Genomic DNA, 23,596 nt, shown 5'->3' on the forward strand with positions numbered 1-23,596 from the left:
TCACAGAAAACCTAAAATTTATTGTTGGGAAATAATCATCACCTGACCGTCAGCCCCCACTTTCCCGCTTACGGTGCGCCCGCCCACGGTTTTCACCTTCAGCACGTCATCCACCGCCGCGTTATTCAACGCTTTGCCCTGGCTGCGAATACGAAAGCCTGCGCCAGTGGTGACCAGGTCCACCGTCTGCCCGGCCCGCAGTCGCCACTGCTGACGCAGCTGGTTTTCTAACAGCGGTTTACCGGCATCAATTGCGCGGGTCAGGCGCTGGCCGATAATCTCGTCGGCATTAAAGATTAAACCGCCTGGCTGGTGGTCAAGGTTGCCGGTGACCGGTTCGATATCGCTGCGCTGCACAATCGCCCCGCCGGGCAGGCTCTGGCTTGCCACCCACCAGGTACCCTGGGCGCTGATGCGTACTGGCAGGAAATGGCGGCGCGGGCCACACTGCGCGAGCACGGTGCGTTTGCCTGTGAGACGGCTGTCGCGCCCCACCAGACTCAGCGTGGGGTTCTCACACACGGCGGCCAGCTGTGCCGGGGTGGCGAGCAGGGTCGCGGTGCGCACGATCTCGCTGCCGTTCTCGGGCTGTTTGATCAGGGTATCCAGTTTGAGCATCAGACGTTGCTTCGCCATCTGGTCAGACGGTACGCTGGCTGCAGCGGAGGCAGAACAGAGCAAGACGGCCACCGCCGTGCTGAATAATCGGAGCTTCATCTTATTGCCTTAATAACGAAATTACTCTATAAAACGTGGCGAAATTATATACGCAGAAACACGGGTTTTATTGCCTGAAATAATGACACTTTTGTCGCCATTTAATTTCTTCAATTTTTTAACGCTCTGTGCATTATTTCTATTTCTCTAAATAGGCTTATTTCTGTCGGGTCTTCGCGGTGTGATATTTCACCCGCGCTGACTACACTATCGCAGTTTAAATAACGCGAGACAGGAGTCCTGTTGTCATGAATAAACTTGATGACGCCTTTCGCTTTCAACAGCAGGCGTTAGGTTTGCTGTCGCGCCGTCAGGATATATTGGCTTCAAATATTGCGAATGCTGATACGCCGGGCTACAAGGCGCGAGATATTGATTTTACTCAGCAGCTAAAAGCCGCCATGGAAAATAACGCCATGACGAAATCACCCGTGTCACTGTCATTAACGTCAAATAAGCATATTGAAGGTAAAGCGAGGCCGTTTGACGACAGTCAGTTGCTCTATCGCGTACCGGATCAACCGAGTGCCGACGGCAATACCGTGGATATGGACCGTGAGCGCGTCAATTTTGCGGATAACGCCGTGAAATATCAGTCGGGACTGACGTTCCTTGGCGCGGATATTAAAAAAATGATGACTGTGCTCAGTCAGGGGTAATCAACGATGTCGCTCTTTAGCGTATTTGATATTTCGGGCTCGGCGATGGCCGCCCAGTCTCGCCGCCTTAACGTCAGCGCCAGCAATATGGCCAACGCCGACAGCGTGGCGGGCCCGGACGGGCAGCCGTACCGCGCGCGTCAGGTGGTGTTTTCCGTTGACGCGTCTGCCGGTCAGGAGATCGGTGGCGTGCAGGTTAGCGACGTGGTGGAGAGCAGCGCGCCGGACCGCCTGGTCTATGAGCCGGGCAATCCGCTGGCGGATGAACAGGGCTACGTGCGCATGCCCAACGTCAACGTCATGAACGAGATGGTGAATACCATTTCAGCCTCCCGCAGCTACCAGGCCAATGTGGAAGTGATGAACTCCGCCAAAAGCCTGATGCTGAAAACATTAACGCTTGGTCAGTAAGGACGCATATGGCGGTCTCTTCGATTAACAACAACAGCGGCGCAGGTGGCACCGGTACCGGCAACAGCGCGGCGGATCTGTCGAACCAGTTTATGACACTGCTGGTCGCGCAGATGAAAAACCAGGATCCCACCAATCCGATGGATAACAACCAGCTTACCTCGCAGCTGGCGCAGTTCAACATGGCTGCTGGGGTTGAGAAGCTCAACAGCTCGGTGGCGGGGGTTCAGGCGATGATGATCCAGCTCGGCAGCATGAGCGCCTCCGCCTGGGTGGGGCGTAGCGTGCTGATTGAAGGGGAGGCCAAAGTTTCCTTTGGCAAACCGGGGATCGGCATCATGCAGGAGGGCGTGGAGATCCCGGGCAATTCGGACGACTTCCACTTCGCGCTGACGGCCGATGCCGAAACGGTCACCGTCACGCTGCACGACGGAGATAAGGCCTATACCGCAGAGCTGAAGAACGTGAAGCAGGGGATGAATACCTTCAACCTCGACGACCTGGAAAACTTCAAGCCGGAGCCGGGACCGCCGCGCGACAGAGAATACACCCTCTCCTTTGAGGCCAGTAATCCAGAGGGGGAGAACCCGGACGTGATTGGCCTGGTTCAGGAGCAGGTGCAGGGCGTCACGATGGATCCGACCGGGCCAATTCTGCATTTGCTGAATAGCGATCCGATTGGCATGAACAAAGTCTTTGTCATTCAAAAATAATCTGGAAATAAATTATGGGTTTTTCACAAGGTCTTAGCGGCCTGAGTGCCGCAGCAAAAGCGCTGGATGTGGTGGGTAACAATATCGCCAACTCCCAGACCGTAGGGTTTAAAGCAGGCTCCGTTTCCTTTGCCGATATTTTCGCCGGTTCGACCGGAATGGGGGTGCAGGTTGCTGGTGTGAGTCAGAACTTTGGTGACGGTGCGCTGATGAACGGTGCCTCCGCGCTGGATATGGGGATTTCTGGTCGCGGCTTTTTCCGCATGGTTGACGAAGCGGGCAGCGTTTTCTACGGCCGTAACGGCCAGTTTGAGCAGGATGAAAACGGCTTTATCGTTAATAAAACCAACGGACTATTTTTAACCGGCTACCAGGCGACGGACGGGGTAATTAACCCTGGTGCGCAGGTAGGGCCGATTCGCATCCCAACGGACGATATGCCACCGGCGGCGTCCACCAAAGGCTCGGTAGCTGGCAACCTGAAGTCTGATGATAAAGTTATCCCGGCGACGTCAGCCTTTGATCCAGAGAACGCAGACACCTACAACTACGTCAGCGAAGTGACCGCCACCGACAGCCTGGGAAATAAGCACGCCATTAAGGTGTACTACGTACATACTGCAGAAGGTGAGTGGCAGGTACACGCCCAGGATTCCACCGCACCAGGCGCAGGGGCTGCGGAGTGGTCCACGGCAACGCTTAAGTTTGGCACCGACGGCAAGCTTACCGCGCCGGTGACATTGAATATCAAGGGTGCGGCTTACAACGGCTCAGCTGCGCTGGATTTGAATCTCGATCTGAATATCACCCAAAACGCCAGCGATACTCAGGTCAAGCTCGACGAGATTGACGGCCAGGCACCGGGTAAATTTAACAGCTATCAGGTCAGTGACACTGGCGAAGTGATCGCCATCTACAGCAACGGCAAACGTCAAACCGTGGCGCAGGTGGTGCTGGCTGATTTCGCCAACGCGGGCGGTCTTGAGCAGCAGGGCAACAACCTGTGGGCGGAGACTTCGCAGTCTGGCCAGCCGTTCCTCGGCACCTCTGGTTCGGGTAGCTTCGGTGATATTAGCGGCAATATGCTTGAATCCTCCAACGTCAATCTGGGCGATGAGATGGTCAACATGATCGTCTACCAGCGCAACTATCAGTCCAACTCACAAACCATCAAAACCCAGTCTGAAGTTCTGCAGACGCTGGTTAACCTGCGTTAAGGCTGAGTGATGGATCGCGCTATTTATACCGCCATGAGTGCCGCTAACGCGGCGCTCAACCGCCAGGCGGTCACCTCAAACAATCTGGCGAACAGCTCCACCGCGGGCTTTCGCGCCCAACTGGCGGCCTTCCGCTCGGTGCCCATCGAAGGGGAAACCCTGCGCACCCGCGCGCTGGTGGCGGAGTCCACCCCGTTTCACGACACCACCATGGGGCCGATTACCCATACCGGGCGCAGCCTGGACGTGGCGCTGCCGCAGGACGGCTGGCTGGCAGTGGCGCTGGACGACGGCAGCGAAGGCTATACCCGCAACGGCGCTATTGAAGTGGATCAGGACGGGGCGCTCAGCGTTAACGGCCGTCCGCTGATGGGCGATGGCGGACCGCTGGAAGTACCGCCGCAGTCCCACGTTACCATCGGTAGCGATGGCACCGTCTCGGCACTCGGCATGGGCGATGACCCGACGATGCTGGTGCCCGTTGGCCGTCTGAAGCTGGTCAACGCCGACATGAACAGCCTGGTTCACGGCGACGACGGCCTGTTCCGCACGGCAGGCGGCGAGATGCTCGCCCAGGATGAAACCCTGCGTCTGACGCCAGAGGCCATCGAAGGCAGCAACGTCAGCCCGGTACAGGCCATGACGCAGATGATCGCCAACTCCCGCGGGTTCGACATGAACATGAAGGTGATCCGTACCGCCGACGAGAACGCCCAGAAAGCCAATCAGCTATTAAGCGTGAGCTAAGCCCGCGCAAGGAGTCACTATGATTCGTTCTTTATGGATCGCAAAAACCGGGCTGGAAGCACAGCAGCTCAATATGGACGTTATCTCCAACAACCTGGCGAACGTCAACACTAACGGCTTTAAGCGTCAGCGCGCCGTGTTTCAGGATCTGCTCTATCAGAACATGCGCCAGCCTGGCGCCCAGTCGACCGAGCAGAATACGCTGCCGAGCGGCCTGCAGCTGGGTACCGGCGTGCGTCCTGTTTCCACTCAACGCGTGCATACCCAGGGCGGCATGAACCAGACCGGCGACGAGTACGACGTGGCTATCGAAGGGGAAGGGTTCTTCCAGGTGCAGATGCCGGACGGCAGCACCGCCTACACCCGCGACGGCCACTTCTCCAAAAGCCCGGACGGGCAGTTGGTGAATGCCGAAGGCTATCCGATTCAGCCGGGGATCGTCATCCCGCAGGATGCCACCAAACTGAACATCGGCAGCGACGGTATTGTCAGCGTGAAGGTGCCTGGTCAGGCGGAAGAGCAGCAGATCGGCCAGCTGACGCTGACTACCTTCGTCAACAACGCGGGGCTCGAAAGCATCGGCGGCAATCTCTACAAAGAGACCCAGTCGTCCGGCGCGCCGAACGAGCTGAACCCCGGCATGGAGAGCGCGGGCACGCTGAAGCAGAGTTATGTGGAAATCTCCAACGTCAACGTGGCGGAAGAGCTGGTAACCATGATTCAGGTGCAGCGCGCCTACGAAATCAACAGTAAGGCGGTGTCGGCATCGGACCAGATGCTGCAGCGTCTTTCCCAGCTTTAATCCTCTCTGGCCGCGCGTGCGGCCAGACATTTTATCGACACTGAAATGAAAATACTGTCTATGCACATTCCGGCGGCTGCGCTGCTGGCAAGCACGCTGCTGCTCAGCGGCTGCGCGCACATCATGCAAAAGCCCCTCGTTGAGGGTCCTACCACGGCAACACCATTACCGATGGCACCGGCGGCCACCGGCGGCTCACTGTTTCAGGCCGGGCAGGCCATGAACTACGGCTATCAGCCCATGTTCGAAGACCGCCGCCCGCGTAACGTGGGCGATACGCTGACCATCCTGCTGCAGGAGAACGTCAGCGCCAGCAAAAGTTCTTCCGCCAGTGCCAACCGTAATGGATCGGCCGGGATGGGGCTGATTGCGGTACCGACCAAACTCAACGGCTGGCTGGGCGACGGCAAAGCGGATTTCGAAGCCGAAGGTAAAAGCGATTTCGCGGGGAAGGGCGGCGCGGCGGCGCGCAACACCTTTACCGGGACCATTACCGTCACCGTAAAAGAGCTGCTGCCGAACGGCAACCTCGGCGTGGTGGGCGAGAAGCAGATCGCCATCAACCAGGGCACCGAATTTATCCGCTTCTCCGGCGTGGTGAACCCGCGCACCATTAGCGGCAGCAACACCGTGCCGTCCACCCAGGTGGCGGACGCCCGCATCGAGTACGTCGGCAACGGCTACATCAACGAAGCGCAGAACATGGGCTGGCTGCAACGCCTGTTCCTGAACCTCTCTCCTTTCTGATATGACCATGAAAAAAGAATCTGTCCTGTTTTTTCTCAGCATCCTGCTCTATGGCATGACGCTGGCGGTACCCAAAGTAGTCCATGCGGAACGTATCCGCGATCTGGCGACGGTACAGGGTGTGCGTTCCAACTCCCTGATGGGCTACGGCCTGATTGTCGGCCTTGACGGTACCGGCGACCAGACCATGCAGGCCCCGTTCACCGGCCAGAGCCTGAACAACATGCTCTCGCAGCTGGGGATCACCGTCCCGCCGGGCACTAATATGCAGCTGAAAAACATTGCGGCGGTGATGGTCACCGCCGAGCTGCCGCCGTTTGCCCGTCCCGGCGACAAGCTGGACATCGTGGTCTCCTCGGTCGGTAACGCCAAAAGCCTGCGCGGTGGCACGCTGCTGATGACCCCCCTGAAAGGGGCGGATAACCAGATCTACGCCATCGCCCAGGGCAACATTTTGATCTCCGGCGCAGGCGCGCAGGCGGGCGGCAGCCGCGTGCAGGTGAACCAGCTTAACGGCGGACGTATCAGCGGCGGGGCGACCGTGGAGCGGGAAGTGCCGAACGATTTTGCCACCCAGAGCATTGTGCGCCTGCAATTGAACGAGACCGATTTCTCGCTGGCGCAGCAGATCAGCGATGCCATTAACCAGCGCTACAGCGGCGGGGCGGCGTTGCCGGAAGATGCCCGCACCGTGCGCCTGTTCGCGCCGCCGGACGGTCCGTCCCGCGTGCGTTTTCTGGCCGACATTCAGGACATTCCGCTACGGGTGAACGTGCAGGACGCGAAGGTGATTGTGAACTCGCGTACCGGCTCGGTGGTGATGAACCGCCACGTCTCGCTCGACGCCTGCGCGGTGGCGCACGGCTCGCTGACGGTGGAGGTGATGCAGAACAATATCATCAGCCAGCCGGATACGCCGTTTGGCGGCGGCGAAACGGTGGTGGTGCCGCAGACCGATATCTCGGTGCGCGACAGCGGCGGCTCGCTGCAGCACGTGCGTAGCAGCACCGATCTGAACGCGGTGATCCGCGCCCTCAACAGCCTGGGCGCCACGCCAAACGAGCTGATGTCGGTCCTGCAGGCGATGAAAAACGCCGGCTGTCTGCGAGCGAAGCTGGAGGTGAACTGATGAACGCCTTCGATAAATTCGACCAGCCAGCGTTTGACGTTCGTTCGCTGGATACGCTGAAACGGGAGGCCGGGCGGCAGTCGCCCGGCGCGCTGAAAGCGGCGGCAAAGCAGATGGAGGGGATTTTCGTGCAGATGATGATGAAAAGCATGCGCGATGCCACCTTTAAGAGCGATCTGCTGAGCAGCCAGTCTTCAGAGATGTACACCGCGATGCACGATCAGCAGGTCGCACAAAACATTGCCGGGAGTGGTCAGCTCGGCTTTGCCGATCTTATCGTCCGCCAGCTGGGCGGGGAGGCTGATGAACCCGTGGTGAGCGCGCCAGGACGTGACTTCCTGCGCCCGGGCCTTTCTTCGGCTCCCGCCACCGGCCCACTGCGCCTGCCTGCACCCGTGTCGTTCGCCAAACCGGCGGAAGGGGCGCATCCGTTTATTGCCCGTCTGTTGCGCCCGGCCCATGCGGCCGCACAGCAGAGCGGGCTGCATCCGCATCTGATCCTCGCCCAGGCGGCGCTGGAGTCCGGCTGGGGGAAACGCGAAATCCCGGCGGCGGACGGCCGCCCGAGCCACAACCTGTTCGGCATTAAAGCGACGGGAGACTGGCGCGGTAAAACCACCGAAATCACCACCACCGAATATATCAACGGCGTGAAGCAGAAGGTGAAAGCGGCGTTCCGCGTTTACGACTCGTACGAACATGCCCTTTCTGACTACGCAAAGCTGCTGACCAAAAATCCGCGCTATCGTGGGGTGGTGCAATCCGGCTCGCCAGAGCAGGGGGCGAAGGCACTGCAGGCGGGCGGCTATGCGACCGACCCGGCCTACGCCAAAAAGCTCATCACCATTATTCAGAAAGTGAAAGGCGATATTCAGCAGGGCGTGAACGCTTACAAAAACGATATCGACAAAATTTTTTAGTGATTTTTTGAATCACCGATGAAATAGACAGAGCCATGAACTTTCTGGCCCGGATGCGAACCCCGGGCCCGCAATCAGGGAATATCCAGAACCAATGAACAACCTTTTTAACCTAGCAAGAAACGGCATCAGCGTGGCGCAGGCCGCGATCGCGGTGACCGGCGATAACCTGACGAACGGCATGTCTGCCAACTACAGCCGACGCAATCTGATTATTGGCGAGCTTGGCGGCATGTCGACCGCGCAGGGATTTTTTGGCTACGGTGCCCGCGCCAGCGGCGTCGAGCGTGCCTATGATGCCTTTGCCAATAACCAGCTGCGGGACTCGCTCTCCGGCTATGCCTCCCTCACTGGTCGAATGGAGCAACTGGCGGATATCGACAACATGCTGGCGGACGAAGCGGATAACGTCTCGGTTTCGCTGAGCAAGCTGTTTAACGATATGGCAACGCTGAGCGGCGACCCGGCAGACGGTCCGGCGCGTGCGGCGGTGTTTACCTCCCTGGACGTGCTGGCGAACCGCTATAACGCCAGCGCCAAACGTCTCTCTGGCCTTGAAAAAAGCACCAATACCCAGATTGAGCGCAGCGCCAAAGAGATTAACAGCTACACCGAACAGCTGGCACAGCTGAACAAGCAGCTGGAACGCCTGCAGGGAAATGGCGTGCCGCCAGCCGATCTGCTCGACCAGCGTGATGCGCTGCTGGAAGGGCTGAGCGAGCAACTGGGGATTACCGTCACCGAGGATCAGATTTCCGGGCGCGTGAGCGTTACGCTCTCCGATGGACGTCCGTTGGTCTCGGGCGACACCGCGTATAAGCTGGAAACCTCGCCGTCGGATGCCGATCCCAACAAGATCATTGTCTCCTACGTGGATGCGAACGGCAAAGCGTCACCGCTGGATGAAAACGCCATCACCAAAGGGCGTCTGGGCGGGCTGTTCAAATTCCGCAACGAAGATCTCGTCGTCGCACGCCAGGATCTCGACCAGATCGCCTTTATGATGGCGCACAGCATGAACGAACAGCACGGTAAAGGGTTCACGCCAGATGGTACTCCTGGGGGCGATCTCTTCTCTTTGCCGGATATCAAGGCCATTGCGAATGCCAAAAACAAGGGCGGTGATGCGCTGGACAAGATCAACGTGACCGATTTCACCGCGGTGAAGTCGGAAAACTATGACATTAGCTTTAATGGTACTGACTGGGTGGTCACCGGGGCGGATGGTCGTAACGTTCCTCTTGACCCTGCAGCACTGCCAGGCGCGCTCAAATTTGATGGGATTGAAATAACCCTTCCCAATCCATCAACAGCCGTCGCCGGGGATAAATTCACCCTGAACCCGATGGCAGGCGCAGCCGAAGGCATCAGCCGTAAGATAACCAGCGCGCAGGAATTTGCAGCCTCTGACAGTGCGACGGGCGGCCCGGGAAATAACAAAAACCTCGAAGAGATGCTGAAGATCCAGGACAAGCCGCTGATCGGCAACGACACGCTGAGTGCAGCCTACGCCAGTCTGGCGGGCAAGATCGGTGAAAGCGCACGCGAGGTGCAATCCTACGCTACCAGCGCCGAAAGCGATTTACGTACCAAATTTGACACCAAACAGGCGCTCTCTGGCGTCAACATGGACGAGGAATATATCAACCTCGATATGTTCCGTCAGTACTACAACGGCAGCGCACAACTGCTGAAAACGGCAACCGCCATGTTTGACGCCTTGCTGGCCATCCGATAAGGAGAAAATGATGCGATTAAGTACGCTTTATATGTATAAGCAAAGCTCGGAGGCGATGACAAAGCGCATGAGCCAGAGTAACGAGGCGTATCTGCGGATGTCGGCGGGCAAAACGCTGCTCAAAGCGTCGGACGACCCGACCGCCGCCACCGATGCGGTAAAACATCAGGATGCGCTGGCGAAGCTGGAGATGTACAGCAACGTGCGTTCCCGCACGCGCAGTGCGCTTGAGTTTCAGGACCATATTCTGAACGGTGTGGGGAATCTGATGACCACCACCCTGAAGGAAAAAATGGTGGCGGCGGGATCGGATGCCTATTCCGACGACGATCGCCGGGCGCTGGGAAAAGAGATTGAGGGGATCCGCGAGAATCTGCTGGATTTAGCCAACAGCCGTGACGCGTCCGGCCGCTATATTTTTAGCGGCTTTGATACCGATACCCCAGCGTTTGACGAGAATGGCGTGTATCAGGGCGGCGATGAAGCGCGCAGGCAAACGGTGGCAGACGGGACCGAGATGCAAACCGGGCATCTTGGGGATGAGATCTTCAATGATATTTTCGTGCTTCTTGATAATGCCGTTACGGAATTATCCCGGGACCCGATTAATTACGATGATATGCGCGCCGCGCTTGAAGCCGCCAGCAAAGGTATCGATGTGGGCATCGACCGCCTCGGGAAAGCCCAGGCCGAACTCGGTACCAACATGCAGCAGCTTGACGCCCTGGATCTCACTGGCGATGTGTTGATTAACGACACCATTGTCAAAGTGCAGGATGCCATTGGTGCTGATACCAGCATGCTGGTGACGCTGGTGTCGGAATCGCAAATGTCCGAGCTGGCGTTCAATGCCTCCATGTACGTCTACAAAAATATGCAGAAGATGAATCTGTTTAATATGTGACGTCCAACACCGTTTTAATTCCCTTTTACAGGCGCCACCGCGTACGGTTAAGCCGTGCGCGGCGGGTGAGAAACTATGTTAACGAAACTCAAAATTTATAGCGCAATCAGCCTTATTATTGGCCTGTTTGCGGTGATGCTGTTCGGCGTAACCGCCTATTCTGTCTATGACACAGTCTCAAATAATACAAATTTCAAACGTATTGTCGTGGCCTCTGAAAATAACGATCAGATGCGCGATGCCGCTTATAACATCAGCGCGGTAATGGCCAATACCAACGGCCTGATGCTGCAGGCAGCGCTGGGTAACCCGGTTTCTGAGAATGTTGCCAAACATACGGTGAATGTGGTGAAACTTGCGCGTCGTAATATGGATGCGTTTATGGCCTCGCCGTTTAACACCCCGGAGGAGAGTCGTCTGGCGGCTGAGGTCAATGCGGCGTTCAACGAAGTGTACAAGGTTGCCGAAATTAAGCTGGGCTACCTGCATAACCCGGCAGGGTATTCCGGGTCGCTGGAACACGATATGGAGCTGCGCACCGCGCTGCGTAATAAGGTCGATCAGTATACCGATGCCAGCGCCCGCATGAGCGAAAGCTATATTCATGCTTCCGAGCGCGGCTACCGGATTATGCTGGGCGTGGGGATTGTCGTACTCATTCTGGCCGTCGGGTTGCTGTTTGCCGTGCGTTACTGGCTGCGTCATACCCTGGTGCGTCGTATGGAGACCACGGTTGAAATGCTGCGTCGCGTGGCGGCGGGCGATCTGAGTCAGCCCATTGACACTGGCAGCCAGAATGAAATTGGCCACATGTTGACCGAGCTGGAGACCATGCGTACTTCCCTGACCAGTACGATCCTCGGCATCCGCGACAGCGTGCAGCGTATTCATACCAACGCCCAGGAGATTGCTCACGGCAATAACGATCTCTCCTCCCGCACCGAAGAGCAGGCGGCAGCGCTGCAGGAGACGGCGGCCAGCATGGAGCAGATTAAAACCACCGTGCGTCAGAATGCCGATAATGCCCATGCGGCGCGTGAACTGGCGGAAAGCGCCAGCGCCAATGCCCATAACGGCGGAGAGGTGATGCAGAGCCTTGAGCAGATCATGGCGCAAATAACGACCAGCTCGCGCCAGATTGCCGATATCAACGGCGTGATCGATAGCATTGCCAACCAGACGAACATTCTGGCCCTGAACGCGGCAGTGGAAGCGGCGCGAGCAGGTGAGCAGGGGCGTGGTTTTGCGGTGGTGGCAGAAGAAGTGCGTAACCTGGCAAAACGCAGCGCCGATGCGGCCAAAGAGATCAACCAGCTGATCAACACCAGCGTGAGTAATATTGATACCGGTTCACGTCAGGTCGGACAGGCCAGCACGGTGATGCAGGAAATTGTGACCTCTGTTGCACAGGTGACGCAGATCATGGGCGAAATCACCTCCGCGTCTGACGAGCAGAGCGCGGGTATCAACCAGATTTCGCAGGCGGTCAATGAAATGGATCTGGTGACCCAGCAGAATGCGGCGATGGTGGAAGAGGCGGCAATGGCGGCGGGCGAACTGGAAGCGCAGTCCGATGCGCTGGAGAAACTGGTAGCGCAATTCAGGTTGAACCATGAGAGCGCGATGGCGAAGGTGCCGGTGGAAGTGAATAAACCGCAGCGTCAAAAAGAGCCCGACCTGGCCCAGTGGGAAACCTTTTAATCTTATTAAATACCGCCATTAATCTCGCTATTTTATAAAATAGCCTGTTAATACAGGCGAAGTGACAGAATGCGCATTTTTATAAAGGCTTATCGCACTATTTGAATGCGCCATTTCACCGGATAATTCTTAAAGAGAATAGCAGGTGGAATGCAATCGTGGATGGTATTTACACGGCCGAAGGGCTGGAAAATAAATCGGTAGTCTGGTCTAAATATCACTATCTGGTGCGGCAGGAAGCATTGCGTTTACATAAGCGACTTCCTGCCAGCGTAGAACTGGATGATTTAATTCAGGCGGGCTCAATCGGTTTTTTAAGTGCAGTCGAGAGTTTTGACCCCAAAAAAGGGGTAACGCTTACGGCGTGGATCGCCCAGCGGGTGAAATGGGCATTATTAGATGAGCTGAGAGAAAGTGACTGGGTTCCACGTCGGGTACGCACCCATACGCGTGAAATTGTCGCGCTTATTCAGCAAATCGAGCAGGAAAAAGGGGGCGAAGCTACGGAAGCTGAAATCGCCGAACGCATGGGCGTCTCGTTGCAGGAATTTCAGCAGATGCTGGCAGATAATAACGCCAGCCAGATGTACTCGGTTGATGAGCTGCAGGAGAATTATGCCGACAGCTGGGAGACAAACGGCGATGAGAATGAACAGCTTAATCCACTGAATGACGCTATCAAAGAAAATTTGATAGAACGGATCGCTGAGCATATTCAGTATATACCCGAAAGGGAACAAGTGCTTTTACAGCTCTATTATCTGCAGGATTTGAATATGAAAGAAATTGGGCTGGTGCTGGGGATTACGGAAACACGCGTGAGTCAGTTACATAGTCTGGCCGTGAAAAGGTTAAGAAGCCGTATGGAATCAGCTTAACGTGAATTACAGGATATTAACATTTATATTGTTAATACGGGTTTCTCTGCAGGATTAATCATTAAAATCAAGGTTTAATAACGTTTAATAATGCTTTATTAACTTATAAAATCAACGAGTTAACATCAATTTGTGGATTTGAGGAAATTTCTGTCGCTTGTTCGGAAAATACTTAGTGTTTATGATTTTGCCAGTTTTGAGATGCAGCCTCCTTTGGCATTGACTCATTTACTGAGGAAGAGTGACTTACCTCAGTGAATATCAATACCAAAAGACTCTCTGCATCAGTTCGGAAACGTTATCTATCTTAACTGACATGCCAGTTGTTGGCTGAATAACATTGGGAGTTTTCGCCTGTGTCTAATTTCGACGAGTACCTGCAAAATATTCATGATATTAATCTGTCTTATCTTCTGCTGGCGCAGCAGCTTATTCGTCAGGATAAGTTTGCGGCGGGTTTTCGCCTTGGGTTGTCTGAAGGAACGATTAATAACCTGAAAGATCTGTCGTTGCCGCAGTTAATGAAGCTGGCGACCACTAATCAACTGATTTGTCGTTTACGCGTTGATGATGAAGTGGTGATTGAAAATCTGACCAAAGATTCGCGTATTGAAGCGCTGCAGCAAATTCACACCGGCATTATTTTGTCGACCAATCTTCTTAACGCCTTAAGCGAAGAAGATGCCATTACCGCGGAGGAGGCATAATTATGTGTGGTGAAAAAAGTCTGCTGCAGGAAATTGATGAAGTAAATATCGCCATGGGATTAATTTCTCTGGGGGCGAGAATGCAGGTGCTGGAATCTGAAACATCGCTCAGTCGCCGTCGCCTGCTGCGTTTATATAAAGAATTACGCGGCTGTCCGCCGCCAAAAGGCATGCTGCCGTTTTCAGAAGACTGGTTTATGTCATGGGAGCAGAATATTCACTCTTCCATGTTCTACAACATCTATCTGTATTTGCAAAAGACCGAACAGGGGCGCTCCATTGAAATGCTGATGAAGACCTACCGTCTTTATCTTGAGCAGTGCAGCACCTGTTCCGATGAGAAGCCGGTGCTGGGTCTGACGCGTGCCTGGACATTATTACGTTTTATCGACTGCGGCATTATTTCGCGTAAAGCCTGCAGCGTCTGTGGCGGCGGGTTTGTCGTCACCACCGAATTTATTAAAAACCCATTTACCTGCAGCTTGTGCAGTCCGCCGTCGCGCGCGCTTAAAAAATCCCAGGTGAGCAATACCGGGCTTCTGGGCACGTTTGCCGCGCCGGAAATCATGACGGCGTAACCCCGGACGGCTGTGCGCAAGATGGCGTTTACCTGATGCCGGAAAAACCGGCATCGGTCAAAAAAGTTAAAGGAGAGAGTGTGTTAGTTATTGTTGGCTATCTTGTTGTCATACTGACCGTTTTTGGTGGTTTTATTCTGTCTGGCGGTAATCTGATGGCGCTGTTTCAGCCACTGGAGCTGCTGATCATCGGCGGTGCCGGGGTCGGGGCCTTTATTGTCGGCAACAACGTCAAATCCCTGAAGGCAACGGGGAAGGCGCTGGTTAAGGTCTTTGTCGGCAAGCGCTACAACAAAGAGGTGTATATGGATTTGATGGCGCTGATGTTCCTGCTGCTCTCCCAGAGCCGCGTTCACGGGCTGATGTCGCTGGAAAAAGACATTGAAGACCCGCAAAACAGCGATATTTTTAGCGCCTATCCCCGCCTCATGAGCGACCCGATGCTCGCCAACTTTATCCTCGACTACTTCCGCCTGATGATTGGCGGCAGCATGAATTCCCATGAAATCGAAGCCCTGATGGACGAAGAGATCGAAACCTGCGAAGAGGAACTGGAAGTGCCTGCTCACAGCCTGAACACCGTGGGCGACGCGTTTCCGGCGTTCGGTATTGTGGCCGCGGTGATGGGCGTCGTGAATGCCCTGGGGTCGGCGGATCGCCCGGCGGCGGAGTTGGGGATGCTAATTGGTCACGCGCTGGTGGGTACCTTCCTCGGGATCCTGATCGCGTATGGTTTCGTGTTACCGCTGGCGACGCTGCTGCGTCAGAAGAGTTCAGACCAGGTTAAAGTGTTGCAGTGTATCAAAGTGACGCTGCTCTCCAGCCTCAACGGGTATGCGCCGCAGATTGCGGTTGAGTTTGGCCGCAAAACGATTTTTACCAGCGAACGCCCGTCGTTTGAAGAGCTGGAAGAGCACGTGCGTGAGGTCAAATCCAACGCCTCGCTGAAAACCAAATCGGCGGACAACGCAGCATGAAGAACGTAACGCCGGTCATCATTTCGCGCAAGCGCAAAAAGAAGAAGCATGCGCATCACGGCGGCACATGGAAGATTGCCTATGCCGATTTTATGACGGCAATGATGGCCTTCTTTCTGGTGATGTGGCTGCTGTCGCAGTCGACCGACATGGAAAGGGAGTTGATTGCCGATTACTTCCGCATGCCGCTGAAACCCTCGATGGCCAACGGCAATAAAACCAGCCTGAGCGACAGCGTCATCCCCGGCGGCGGGGACGATGTGATCAAGCAGGAGGGCGAAGTGTTAAAAGGGCAGCTCAGCCGCATTGATAAGCTTAAGCGCGCGGAGAGCCTGAAACAGGCAAAACAGAAGCTGCAGAAGATGATCGAAACCGATCCGCGGCTGAACAGCTTCAAGTCAAACATCCTGCTGAACCTCACCAATGACGGTCTGCTGATCCAGATCACCGACTCGCAGGATCGCCCGATGTTCCGCGTCGGCAGTGAACTGCCTGAATCTTATATGAACGGCATTCTGCAGGCGCTGGTGCCGCTGCTGCAGGAGCTGCCACACGCGCTGAGCCTGACAGGGCACACCGACTCGCTGCCGTATGCCGGTGGCGATGGCGGCTACAGCAACTGGGAGCTTTCTGCCGGGCGCGCGAATGCCGCCCGCCGGGTATTAGTCCGGGGCGGCCTTAACGATGAGCGTTTCCTACGCGTGATCGGCACCGCCAGCCGGATGCCGCTGGAGAACACGCCGCCGGAAAGCGCGGTGAACCGCCGCATCAGCATTCTGGTCCTCAGCCGCTCGAAAGAGCAGGAGATCCGTCTGGAAGATACGCAGGCTCAGCGTGCTGAGAGCGTGCTGAGCGATATCAATCTGCAAAACGTGCAGGGCTATACCGATGGACATGAATGATTTTTCGCAGATCTTCTTTACCGAGGCAGAAGAGCTGCTGGCCGAAATGGAACAGCAGTTGCTGCAGCTTGACGTGGCGGCGCCGGATCAGGAGCAACTGAACGCCATCTTTCGTGCCGCCCACTCGCTGAAAGGGGGCGCGGCCACCTTTGGCTTTACCGCATTACAGGAGACGACCCACCTGCTGGAGAACCTCCTTGACCAGGCGCGGGCAGGGGAGAGAACGCTCAGTCGCTCAATCATCAACCTTTTTCTGGAATGTAAGGACATTATGCAAGCGCAGCTGGAAGCCTATCAGTCTTCGCAGGAGCCTGATGAAGCACGTTATCGCTATATCTGTGAAGCCCTGAGGGAGATTGCCCTTGAAGGTCAGCAGCCAACGACGCCAGCGGTGACACCGGCCCCCGCGCCCGCGCCAGCCAGCACGGCGCAGGAAACGGAAACCTCGCTGGTGGTGACCCTGCGTAACGTCGGGGCGCGCGAGCAGACGACGCTGCGCGACGAGCTGACCAACATGGGTGAGGTGACAGACGTTAAGGCGACGACAGACAGCATGACGGTCACGCTGCGGACCACCGCCTCGGCGGATGACATCACTGCCGTGCTCTGCTTTGTGCTCGACAGCAAGCAGATCGACGTCCGCCCTGCACAAGCCACACCGCCGGTACAGACGCCAGTTGCGGTGCCAGAGACTGCTGTCAAAAAAGCGCCGCCTGCGCCTCGTCCGGCCAGCCAGGAGTCCGGCAGCATTCGCGTGGCGGTGAGTAAAGTCGACCAGATCATCAACCAGGTCGGGGAGCTGATTATCACCCAGGCAATGCTTTCACAGCTGTCGAAAACCCTCGATCCGGCCAGTTACGATCTGCTGTCCGGCTGCGTGGCGCAGATGGAGCGCAACACCCGCGAGCTGCAGGAGTCGGTAATGTCCATTCGTATGATGCCGATGGACTACGTCTTCAGCCGCTTCCCGCGTCTGGTGCATGACCTGGGCGCTCGCCTGAATAAAGAGGTCGAACTGACCCTGAAAGGCGGTTCCGCCGAGCTGGATAAGAGCCTGATCGAGCGCATTATCGACCCGCTGACCCACCTGGTGCGTAACAGCCTTGACCACGGTATTGAAGAGAAAGAGGTGCGTGCCGCAAAAGGCAAACCGGTAACCGGGAACCTGACGCTCTCTGCCGAACACCACGGCGGCAATATCGTGATTGAGGTCAGCGACGATGGGGCGGGGCTGAACCGGGAGAAGATCCTCGCCAAAGCCCGCTCTCAGGGGATGACCATCAGCGACACCATGAGTGACGACGATGTGTGGATGCTGATCTTCGCCGCCGGTTTCTCCACCGCCGAGAGCGTAACGGACGTCTCCGGACGTGGCGTTGGCATGGACGTGGTGCGACGCAACATTCTGGCGATGGGCGGCCACGTGGACGTGCTCTCGACGCCAGGGGCCGGGACCACCATCCGCATTATTCTGCCGCTGACGCTGGCGATCCTCGACGGCATGCTGGTGAAGGTGGGGGACGAGATTTACGTTCTGCCGCTGGGCGCGGTGATGGAGTCGCTGCGACCGACCGACGACATGCTGTGCCGCTTTGTCGGCGAAGAGCGCCTGTTGCAGGTGCGCGGCGAATATCTGCCGCTGGTGCTGCTGCGCCAGCGTCTCTCGGTGGCGGGTGAAGCCCCTGCCGACGACGGCATTGTGGTTATCGTGCAAAGCGCGGGCTGCCGCTATGCGCTGTGGGTCGATCAGCTTATCGGCCAGCAGCAGGTGGTGGTGAAGAACCTTGAACATAACTATCGCAAAGTGCCTGGCGTCTCCGCTGCCACCATCCTCGGCGATGGCAGCGTGGCGCTGATCCTTGACGTGGTTGAGCTCTCAACGCTCAACGCGCCACAACCCCAGAGGGAGGGGGTAAACGCATGACTGTAGCAACCGCCAGTAAACCCGCCGCAACCGACGCCATCGCCCAGGAGTACCTGGTATTCCGCCTGGGCGATGAAGAGTACGGCATTGATATTCTCAAAGTGCAGGAGATCCGCGGCTGCGATCGCCTGACGCGGATCCCGAACGCGCCGAATTTTATTACCGGCGTGACCAACCTGCGCGGCGTGATTGTGCCAATTGTCGATCTGCGCGTGCGCTTCGATCTGCCCGACCCGTCACAGGACGATAAAACGGTGGTCATCGTGCTCAATCTGAACGATCGCGTGGTGGGTATCGTGGTTGACGGCGTGGCGGACGTGCTGTCGATTGACGTGGATAACATCAAGCCGACCCCGGACGTGGCTTCGGTGCTCTCTGGCCGTTACCTGCTTGGGCTGGGGGTGCTCGACAGTCGAATGATTATTCTGGTGAATATTGAGATGCTGCTGAGCCGTGAGGAACTGGCGCTGGTGGATGCCGTGGCGGCGTCGCACAGCGACTCCCACGGAGCAGTGTAGCGCTTTCCGGACACACATCAGCGGCAGAGGTTGCCGCTGATTCATAAGTCGCTATTATGAATGTCCGAGTTTCCAGAAAGCGCTAAGGATTGCCAGAAAATATGCCCGTCAATTTCGACCTCAACGATCTTTATGCCTTCAGAGCGCTGGTGGAGTACGGTAACTTCCGTATCGCCGCAGAATCCATTTGTATCTCCCAGTCCGCCTTAAGCCGCCGTATTGAAAAGCTGGAAACCGCCGTCGGCGCGAAACTGTTCGACAGAACCACCCGGCGCGTGACGCTGACGCTCTTCGGGCAAACCTTTGCCGACCGCTGCGGGCAGCTTCTGGAAAACGTGGAATCGATGCTGGCGGATATCGACAAGGTGAGCGAGGAGCGCACCGGGTTGATTACCGTCGCCACCGTGCCGTCGGCGGCCTGCCATTTTATGCCGGAGGTGATCCGCCAGTTTCATCGCCGCTATCCGCGCGTGCGCATCAAGCTTATCGACAGCAGTGCGGGCAACGTCATTGACGCGGTAGCCAGCGGGCAGGCGGATTTTGGCATCTGTTTTGCCAGAAGCCTTCAGCCGGATCTCACCTTTATTCCGCTGGTGGAGGATGTGTATGTCGCCGCGTGTCGTCGCGATCACCCGCTGGCGGGACGCAAGAGTCTGACCTGGCAGACCTTTTATCAGCAGGATTACATCAGCCTGGACATTACGTCGGGGAACCGGAATCTGCTCGATCAGATGCTCGGCCACATTAAGCCGGAGCGTCCGGGGATCTGCGAGACGCGCCACGTCACCACGATGCTGGGAATGGTCGAGGCGGGGATAGGCATTGCTGCCGTCCCCGCCATGTCAATGCCGCACTCTGAGCACTCCTTCCTGACGCATATTCCGCTGACCGAGCCCGAGGTCAAACGCACTGTCGGGCTGATCCGGCGCAGCGGGCGTATTCAGTCGTGGATCGCCGCTGAGCTGGAAACCCTCATTACTGCGCGTTATCGCGCCGCGGAGTGACGGGCATCATCCCGGTGGCGGTAATGGTCTCCTGCGCGTTTGCTGAAGCGAGATAATCCAGCAGGGCTTTCCCCTCGGCAGGGTGCTCCGCGTGGGCGGTGACCGCCCCGGCAAAACGGGTGATGTACTGCAGGTTATCCGGCAGTTTGCCGACAAAGGTTACGCCGGGCACGGGTAACAACTCGCTGACCTGCTGGAAACCCACGGCGTATTTCCCTTTCGCCACCTCAGAGGCGACCGGGATCCGCTCCACCTTGTGCGCTTTCCCCTCTACCTGCGCTTCAATCCCCAGCTTTTTGAACAGCTCCGTTTGCACATACCGGCCGCTGGCGCTGTCGGAGTAGGCGATGGTGCTCGCCTTAAGCAGGGTCTGTTTTAGCGCGCTATCCGTGGCGATATCCGGCACCGGCGAGCCGGCTTTCACCACCACGCCGATGGGGGAATCCGCCAGCTCAACGCGCGAACCTTCTTTGACCATCTTGTCCTTCGCCAGGTGCGCCAGCGCATCACCGACCATAATCACCACGTCCGCTTTTTCACCGCGTGCCAGCCGGTTGGGGATCGCCTGCGGCGTCTGTCCCATCGACGGCCCCGGGATCAGCACGATATGGTCGCCCGTCCGGGCTTCATACTCGGGGGCGAGTTTTTCCAGCGCGGCCTTAAAACCGCCTGAAATCATAACCGTCACCTCCTGGGCCAGCGCGCCTGTGCTGGTCGTCAGTATTACCAGCCCGGTCAGTCCTGAACGTACAAATGTGTGCATATTATCCTCTCTGTACCTGCAGATTCATCGTGCTGCGACGATAAAGATAAAGCGTTGCCAGCAACGCGCAGACCGCCGCGAAGCTCATCCAGTAACCCGGCGAGGCTTTATCGCCGGTGTACTCAATCAGGGCCGTTGAAATGACCGGCGTAAACCCGCCGAAGATCGCGGTGGCAAGGCTGTACGCCAGTGAGAAACCGGCGACACGCACCTCAACCGGCATGATCTCCGTCAGCGCCGGGATCATCGCGCCGTTGTAGAGGCCATAGAGGAAGGAGAGCCACAGCAATACGCTCAGCATCATGGAGAAGCTCGGCGCCTGTGCCAGCAGCGTCAGGGCCGGATAGCTGGTCGCCAGCGCCAGCAGCGTCATGGCAATCAGCACCGGTTTACGGCCAAAGCGGTCCGACAGGGCACCGCCCACCGGCAGACAGATAAAGTTAGAGATAGCCACCAGCAGCGTCACCAGCAGGCTGTCGGAGGCGCTGAGCATTAACACTTTTTTACCGAAGGTAGGCGCGTAGACGGTGATCAGGTAGAACGCGGTGGTGGTCATGGCCACCATCAGCATGCCCGCGACCACAACCGGCCAGTTCGCCAGCAGGGTGGTAAAGACCTGACGCATCGCCAGCGTGTGACGGCGGGTGCGGAACTCCTCGGTCTCTTCCAGCTTGCGGCGCAGGAAGAAGATAAACGGCACAATCAGGCAGCCGAACAGGAACGGGATCCGCCAGCCCCATTCACGGATAGCGCTCTCTTCCAGCATCGCGTTCAGCGCAAAGCCCATTGCGGCGGCCACCATAATCGCCACCTGCTGACTGCCGGATTGCCAACTGGTAAAGAAGCCTTTGCGGCCCGGCGTGGCAATTTCAGCCAGATAGACCGACACGCCGCCAAGCTCCGCCCCGGCGGAAAAGCCCTGCAGCAAGCGTCCCACCAGCACCAGCAGCGGTGCCCACAGGCCGATGCTCTCATAAGAGGGGATCAGCACAATCAGGAAGGTGCCGGCCGCCATAATCGACAGGGTGGTGATCAACCCTTTACGACGACCGACCTTGTCGATGTAAGCCCCGAGGACAATTGCGCCGATGGGGCGCATCAGGAAGCCTGCGCCAAAGACGGCGAAGGTCATCATCAGCGACGCAAATTCACTGCTCGCCGGGAAGAAGGTATGCGCGATGTAGGTGGCATAGAACCCGAACAGGAAGAAGTCGAATTGCTCAAGGAAATTGCCCGAGGTGACGCGAAGTATCGCGCCCGCTCTTGCGCGAACGGTTGCAGGTGGGGTTGAGGAAATCATGGTCGTCTCCAGTTTATTATTGACGTGTTGTCCGTCTGTTTTTGAAAACTGGCGCATTAAACGGAAATTAATAAGCGCAAATCACGCATGAACTGATGCGTGCTGCGCATCAATGACAGGGCGTTGACCAGGATTTACCTATCCAACAATAACTTAACAATTGATTGATTTTTCATTCACCATAATTTGCTAAGTGGCTGATATCGCTATTTTGTGATATCGCGCAGAAGGGCAGAATAGCCGCTGCTCTTGTCGGGTGGCGCTTCGCTTACCCGACCTGTGAATTTTGTAGGCCTGGGCAAGCGTAGCGCCGCCGGGCGAAACTGGCAGAGTACTCTATTCAGCGCAGCGCCTGTGCAATTGCGCTAAACATCAGCGACGCTTCCAGCGGCTGGGCGCTGAATGACGGCTCCGCCTGCGGCCAGGTGGACCACTGGACAATCACCAGGTTTTCCTTTTGATTCACCATAATCATCTGGCCAAAAATCCCCAGCGCCCAGAGTGAATCTTTCAGGGAATCCTCTGGCGCGGGCTTAACGTCTGTGGCCGTGGCGGGCACCTCGTTATTCCACCACTGATAGCCGTACAACCCTTTCGGATGCGCGTCAGACACCGATCCTTTCGCCTGCGTCCACTCTGACGACGCCTTCACCCAGCCGTCAAGCAGGATCTGTTTGCCCGAAGGGAGCGTTCCGTTATGCAGGATAAACTCGCCGAAGCGGCCCCAGTCTTCCAGCGTGGCGTTAAAGCCGTGCGCCCCGACATCGTGCTGGCCTTTACGGTAGGCATGCCATACGCCGTCGCTCGCCATCCCGTACGGTTGCCAGATGCTTTTCTCCAGGTACGCCGCCAGCGTCATACCGGTGGCACGCTCCAGCACGTCACCCAGCAGCCACGCGCCACCCGATGAATAGGACCAGTTCTCTCCGGCCGGGTGTTCCCGGTGTAACCCCTTCACCAGCTTACGCACGCAGTCGTAGGTGCCCGGCTTCGCTTCGCATTCGGTAAGCTGCGCGAAATCAGACTGTGGGTTGGTGTAGTCTTCGTTCCACGCCACGCCAGAGGTGTGAGTGATCAGCTGTCTCAGCGTCACGCCATCCCACGCCGTGCCTTTTAAATCGGGTTCGTAACGGGTGATTAGGTCGTCGAGGGAGTGAATTTTACCCTCTTTAAGGGCAACTCCGACCAGCGCAGAGACCACGGATTTCCCCACCGAACGGGATGTCCAGAGCGTGGAATCGGTATTGCCTTCACCCAGATACTTCCACGCAATTTTGCCGTCCTTCAGCACCAGCATGCCGCTGACGTTCTGGCGTTTCAGGTAGTCCTGCAGGTTATACGTCTTGCCATCGACCTGATAGCGGGCGTCGGTAAGCGGTTTCTCTGCTGCCAGCAGCGGCGTGGCGTTACCGTGGCGGAAAACATCGCCTGCGTAGTTGCGATAGTCGTTACGAAAACCCACCACACGATCCGCCTGACTCCAGGTCAGCATGCTGTGCGTGTCGGGAAGGGTTGCGTCAAACGGCGCAGGGCAGGGGTTGAGATCGGTGCCGTGACAGGCAGCCATAACGGCAGGGGATAAAAGACTGCTGACCACCAGCGCGGCGAGCAGGGTGCGGTTTAACGTTTTGTTTTTCATG

24 protein-coding genes are annotated in these 23,596 nt (G+C 57.0%); 20 read left to right on the plus strand and 4 right to left on the minus strand.

What is annotated here, in order from left to right; genetic code table 11:
* Positions 1-18: 18 nt before the first annotated feature.
* Positions 19-717: a flagellar basal body P-ring formation chaperone FlgA gene (gene flgA, locus ACTJJI_RS09315; protein ID WP_440653748.1), complete on the minus strand. Its 699-nt coding sequence runs from the start codon at positions 715-717 to the stop codon at positions 19-21.
* Between the two features lie 248 nt (positions 718-965).
* Here flgA and flgB point away from each other — a divergent pair, with 248 nt between their 5' ends.
* The 20 genes from flgB to ACTJJI_RS09415 all read left to right on the plus strand — a co-directional run bounded on the left by flgB (position 966) and on the right by ACTJJI_RS09415 (position 19,893).
* Entirely contained in the window at positions 966-1,376 is a 411-nt protein-coding gene (gene flgB / locus ACTJJI_RS09320; protein WP_440653750.1) for a flagellar basal body rod protein FlgB, read from the plus strand.
* A gap of 6 nt (positions 1,377-1,382) precedes the next feature.
* Positions 1,383-1,787, plus strand: coding sequence for a flagellar basal body rod protein FlgC (gene flgC / locus ACTJJI_RS09325; protein WP_029882533.1), 405 nt, complete (start codon positions 1,383-1,385; stop codon positions 1,785-1,787).
* An 8-nt stretch (positions 1,788-1,795) separates the two neighbouring features.
* Positions 1,796-2,500, plus strand: coding sequence for a flagellar hook assembly protein FlgD (locus ACTJJI_RS09330; RefSeq protein WP_440653753.1), 705 nt, complete (start codon positions 1,796-1,798; stop codon positions 2,498-2,500).
* Positions 2,501-2,514: 14 nt separating this feature from the next.
* Entirely contained in the window at positions 2,515-3,717 is a 1,203-nt protein-coding gene (gene flgE / locus ACTJJI_RS09335; RefSeq protein WP_440653755.1) for a flagellar hook protein FlgE, read from the plus strand.
* 9 nt (positions 3,718-3,726) lie between these two features.
* The gene (locus ACTJJI_RS09340) at positions 3,727-4,464 is read left to right on the plus strand and encodes a flagellar basal body rod protein FlgF (protein ID WP_029882536.1); all 738 of its coding nucleotides are present in this window, start codon (positions 3,727-3,729) and stop codon (positions 4,462-4,464) included.
* 19 nt (positions 4,465-4,483) lie between these two features.
* Complete coding sequence (gene flgG, locus ACTJJI_RS09345; RefSeq protein ID WP_013097778.1) at positions 4,484-5,266, plus strand: flagellar basal-body rod protein FlgG; 783 nt, start codon at positions 4,484-4,486, stop codon at positions 5,264-5,266.
* Between the two features lie 60 nt (positions 5,267-5,326).
* Complete coding sequence (locus tag ACTJJI_RS09350) at positions 5,327-6,013, plus strand: flagellar basal body L-ring protein FlgH (RefSeq protein ID WP_440653877.1); 687 nt, start codon at positions 5,327-5,329, stop codon at positions 6,011-6,013.
* A 1-nt stretch (position 6,014) separates the two neighbouring features.
* A complete protein-coding gene (locus tag ACTJJI_RS09355) occupies positions 6,015-7,142 on the plus strand; it encodes a flagellar basal body P-ring protein FlgI (RefSeq protein WP_440653758.1) in 1,128 nt (375 codons plus the stop codon).
* Positions 7,142-8,062: a flagellar assembly peptidoglycan hydrolase FlgJ gene (gene flgJ, locus ACTJJI_RS09360; RefSeq protein ID WP_440653760.1), complete on the plus strand. Its 921-nt coding sequence runs from the start codon at positions 7,142-7,144 to the stop codon at positions 8,060-8,062. Before ACTJJI_RS09355 ends, flgJ begins: the two co-directional genes overlap by 1 nt.
* Before the next feature lie 94 nt (positions 8,063-8,156).
* Positions 8,157-9,800 carry a flagellar hook-associated protein FlgK gene (gene flgK / locus ACTJJI_RS09365; RefSeq protein ID WP_440653762.1) on the plus strand — a complete coding sequence of 548 codons (1,644 nt, stop codon included), beginning with the start codon at positions 8,157-8,159 and terminating at the stop codon, positions 9,798-9,800.
* 10 nt (positions 9,801-9,810) lie between these two features.
* A complete protein-coding gene (gene flgL, locus ACTJJI_RS09370) occupies positions 9,811-10,704 on the plus strand; it encodes a flagellar hook-associated protein FlgL (protein WP_440653879.1) in 894 nt (297 codons plus the stop codon).
* Positions 10,705-10,779: 75 nt separating this feature from the next.
* Positions 10,780-12,405, plus strand: coding sequence for a methyl-accepting chemotaxis protein (locus ACTJJI_RS09375; RefSeq protein ID WP_440653764.1), 1,626 nt, complete (start codon positions 10,780-10,782; stop codon positions 12,403-12,405).
* Between the two features lie 158 nt (positions 12,406-12,563).
* A complete protein-coding gene (gene fliA / locus ACTJJI_RS09380) occupies positions 12,564-13,283 on the plus strand; it encodes an RNA polymerase sigma factor FliA (protein ID WP_029882543.1) in 720 nt (239 codons plus the stop codon).
* A 356-nt stretch (positions 13,284-13,639) separates the two neighbouring features.
* On the plus strand, positions 13,640-13,990 hold the full coding sequence (gene flhD, locus ACTJJI_RS09385; RefSeq protein WP_050860205.1) for a flagellar transcriptional regulator FlhD: 351 nt from the start codon (positions 13,640-13,642) through the stop codon (positions 13,988-13,990).
* Positions 13,991-13,992: 2 nt separating this feature from the next.
* Entirely contained in the window at positions 13,993-14,568 is a 576-nt protein-coding gene (gene flhC / locus ACTJJI_RS09390; protein ID WP_050860204.1) for a flagellar transcriptional regulator FlhC, read from the plus strand.
* Between the two features lie 80 nt (positions 14,569-14,648).
* Positions 14,649-15,545: a flagellar motor stator protein MotA gene (gene motA, locus ACTJJI_RS09395; RefSeq protein ID WP_262782598.1), complete on the plus strand. Its 897-nt coding sequence runs from the start codon at positions 14,649-14,651 to the stop codon at positions 15,543-15,545.
* Positions 15,542-16,447, plus strand: coding sequence for a flagellar motor protein MotB (motB, locus tag ACTJJI_RS09400; RefSeq protein ID WP_440653767.1), 906 nt, complete (start codon positions 15,542-15,544; stop codon positions 16,445-16,447). Before motA ends, motB begins: the two co-directional genes overlap by 4 nt.
* Positions 16,434-18,371 carry a chemotaxis protein CheA gene (gene cheA, locus ACTJJI_RS09405; protein ID WP_440653769.1) on the plus strand — a complete coding sequence of 646 codons (1,938 nt, stop codon included), beginning with the start codon at positions 16,434-16,436 and terminating at the stop codon, positions 18,369-18,371. Before motB ends, cheA begins: the two co-directional genes overlap by 14 nt.
* Positions 18,368-18,889, plus strand: a complete 522-nt coding sequence (locus tag ACTJJI_RS09410; RefSeq protein ID WP_014832506.1) for a chemotaxis protein CheW — start codon at positions 18,368-18,370, stop codon at positions 18,887-18,889. Before cheA ends, ACTJJI_RS09410 begins: the two co-directional genes overlap by 4 nt.
* Before the next feature lie 101 nt (positions 18,890-18,990).
* Positions 18,991-19,893, plus strand: coding sequence for a LysR family transcriptional regulator (locus ACTJJI_RS09415; RefSeq protein WP_014832505.1), 903 nt, complete (start codon positions 18,991-18,993; stop codon positions 19,891-19,893).
* Here the strand turns inward: ACTJJI_RS09415 and ACTJJI_RS09420 are convergent.
* The 3 genes from ACTJJI_RS09420 to ACTJJI_RS09430 form a co-directional block, all read right to left on the minus strand.
* Positions 19,865-20,656: a substrate-binding domain-containing protein gene (locus ACTJJI_RS09420; RefSeq protein ID WP_440653772.1), complete on the minus strand. Its 792-nt coding sequence runs from the start codon at positions 20,654-20,656 to the stop codon at positions 19,865-19,867. The genes ACTJJI_RS09415 and ACTJJI_RS09420 overlap by 29 nt on opposite strands.
* Position 20,657: 1 nt before the next feature.
* A complete protein-coding gene (locus ACTJJI_RS09425) occupies positions 20,658-21,956 on the minus strand; it encodes an MFS transporter (protein ID WP_440653774.1) in 1,299 nt (432 codons plus the stop codon).
* A gap of 340 nt (positions 21,957-22,296) precedes the next feature.
* Positions 22,297-23,595, minus strand: coding sequence for a serine hydrolase domain-containing protein (locus ACTJJI_RS09430; protein ID WP_440653776.1), 1,299 nt, complete (start codon positions 23,593-23,595; stop codon positions 22,297-22,299).
* Position 23,596: the final 1 nt, after the last annotated feature.

Origin of the sequence: Enterobacter sp. 22466 (assembly GCF_052044775.1) — a bacterium.
GTDB classification, from domain to species: domain Bacteria; phylum Pseudomonadota; class Gammaproteobacteria; order Enterobacterales; family Enterobacteriaceae; genus Enterobacter; species Enterobacter dissolvens.

Coding starts and splice junctions, on each gene's coding strand:
- flgA (WP_440653748.1), bottom strand. CDS start 717: ATGAAGCTCCGATTATTCAGCACGGCGGTGGCCGTCTTGCTCTGTTCT.
- flgB (WP_440653750.1), top strand. CDS start 966: ATGAATAAACTTGATGACGCCTTTCGCTTTCAACAGCAGGCGTTAGGT.
- flgC (WP_029882533.1), top strand. CDS start 1,383: ATGTCGCTCTTTAGCGTATTTGATATTTCGGGCTCGGCGATGGCCGCC.
- ACTJJI_RS09330 (WP_440653753.1), top strand. CDS start 1,796: ATGGCGGTCTCTTCGATTAACAACAACAGCGGCGCAGGTGGCACCGGT.
- flgE (WP_440653755.1), top strand. CDS start 2,515: ATGGGTTTTTCACAAGGTCTTAGCGGCCTGAGTGCCGCAGCAAAAGCG.
- ACTJJI_RS09340 (WP_029882536.1), top strand. CDS start 3,727: ATGGATCGCGCTATTTATACCGCCATGAGTGCCGCTAACGCGGCGCTC.
- flgG (WP_013097778.1), top strand. CDS start 4,484: ATGATTCGTTCTTTATGGATCGCAAAAACCGGGCTGGAAGCACAGCAG.
- ACTJJI_RS09350 (WP_440653877.1), top strand. CDS start 5,327: ATGCACATTCCGGCGGCTGCGCTGCTGGCAAGCACGCTGCTGCTCAGC.
- ACTJJI_RS09355 (WP_440653758.1), top strand. CDS start 6,015: ATGACCATGAAAAAAGAATCTGTCCTGTTTTTTCTCAGCATCCTGCTC.
- flgJ (WP_440653760.1), top strand. CDS start 7,142: ATGAACGCCTTCGATAAATTCGACCAGCCAGCGTTTGACGTTCGTTCG.
- flgK (WP_440653762.1), top strand. CDS start 8,157: ATGAACAACCTTTTTAACCTAGCAAGAAACGGCATCAGCGTGGCGCAG.
- flgL (WP_440653879.1), top strand. CDS start 9,811: ATGCGATTAAGTACGCTTTATATGTATAAGCAAAGCTCGGAGGCGATG.
- ACTJJI_RS09375 (WP_440653764.1), top strand. CDS start 10,780: ATGTTAACGAAACTCAAAATTTATAGCGCAATCAGCCTTATTATTGGC.
- flhC (WP_050860204.1), top strand. CDS start 13,993: ATGTGTGGTGAAAAAAGTCTGCTGCAGGAAATTGATGAAGTAAATATC.
- motB (WP_440653767.1), top strand. CDS start 15,542: ATGAAGAACGTAACGCCGGTCATCATTTCGCGCAAGCGCAAAAAGAAG.
- cheA (WP_440653769.1), top strand. CDS start 16,434: ATGGACATGAATGATTTTTCGCAGATCTTCTTTACCGAGGCAGAAGAG.
- ACTJJI_RS09410 (WP_014832506.1), top strand. CDS start 18,368: ATGACTGTAGCAACCGCCAGTAAACCCGCCGCAACCGACGCCATCGCC.
- ACTJJI_RS09415 (WP_014832505.1), top strand. CDS start 18,991: ATGCCCGTCAATTTCGACCTCAACGATCTTTATGCCTTCAGAGCGCTG.
- ACTJJI_RS09420 (WP_440653772.1), bottom strand. CDS start 20,656: ATGCACACATTTGTACGTTCAGGACTGACCGGGCTGGTAATACTGACG.
- ACTJJI_RS09425 (WP_440653774.1), bottom strand. CDS start 21,956: ATGATTTCCTCAACCCCACCTGCAACCGTTCGCGCAAGAGCGGGCGCG.
- ACTJJI_RS09430 (WP_440653776.1), bottom strand. CDS start 23,595: ATGAAAAACAAAACGTTAAACCGCACCCTGCTCGCCGCGCTGGTGGTC.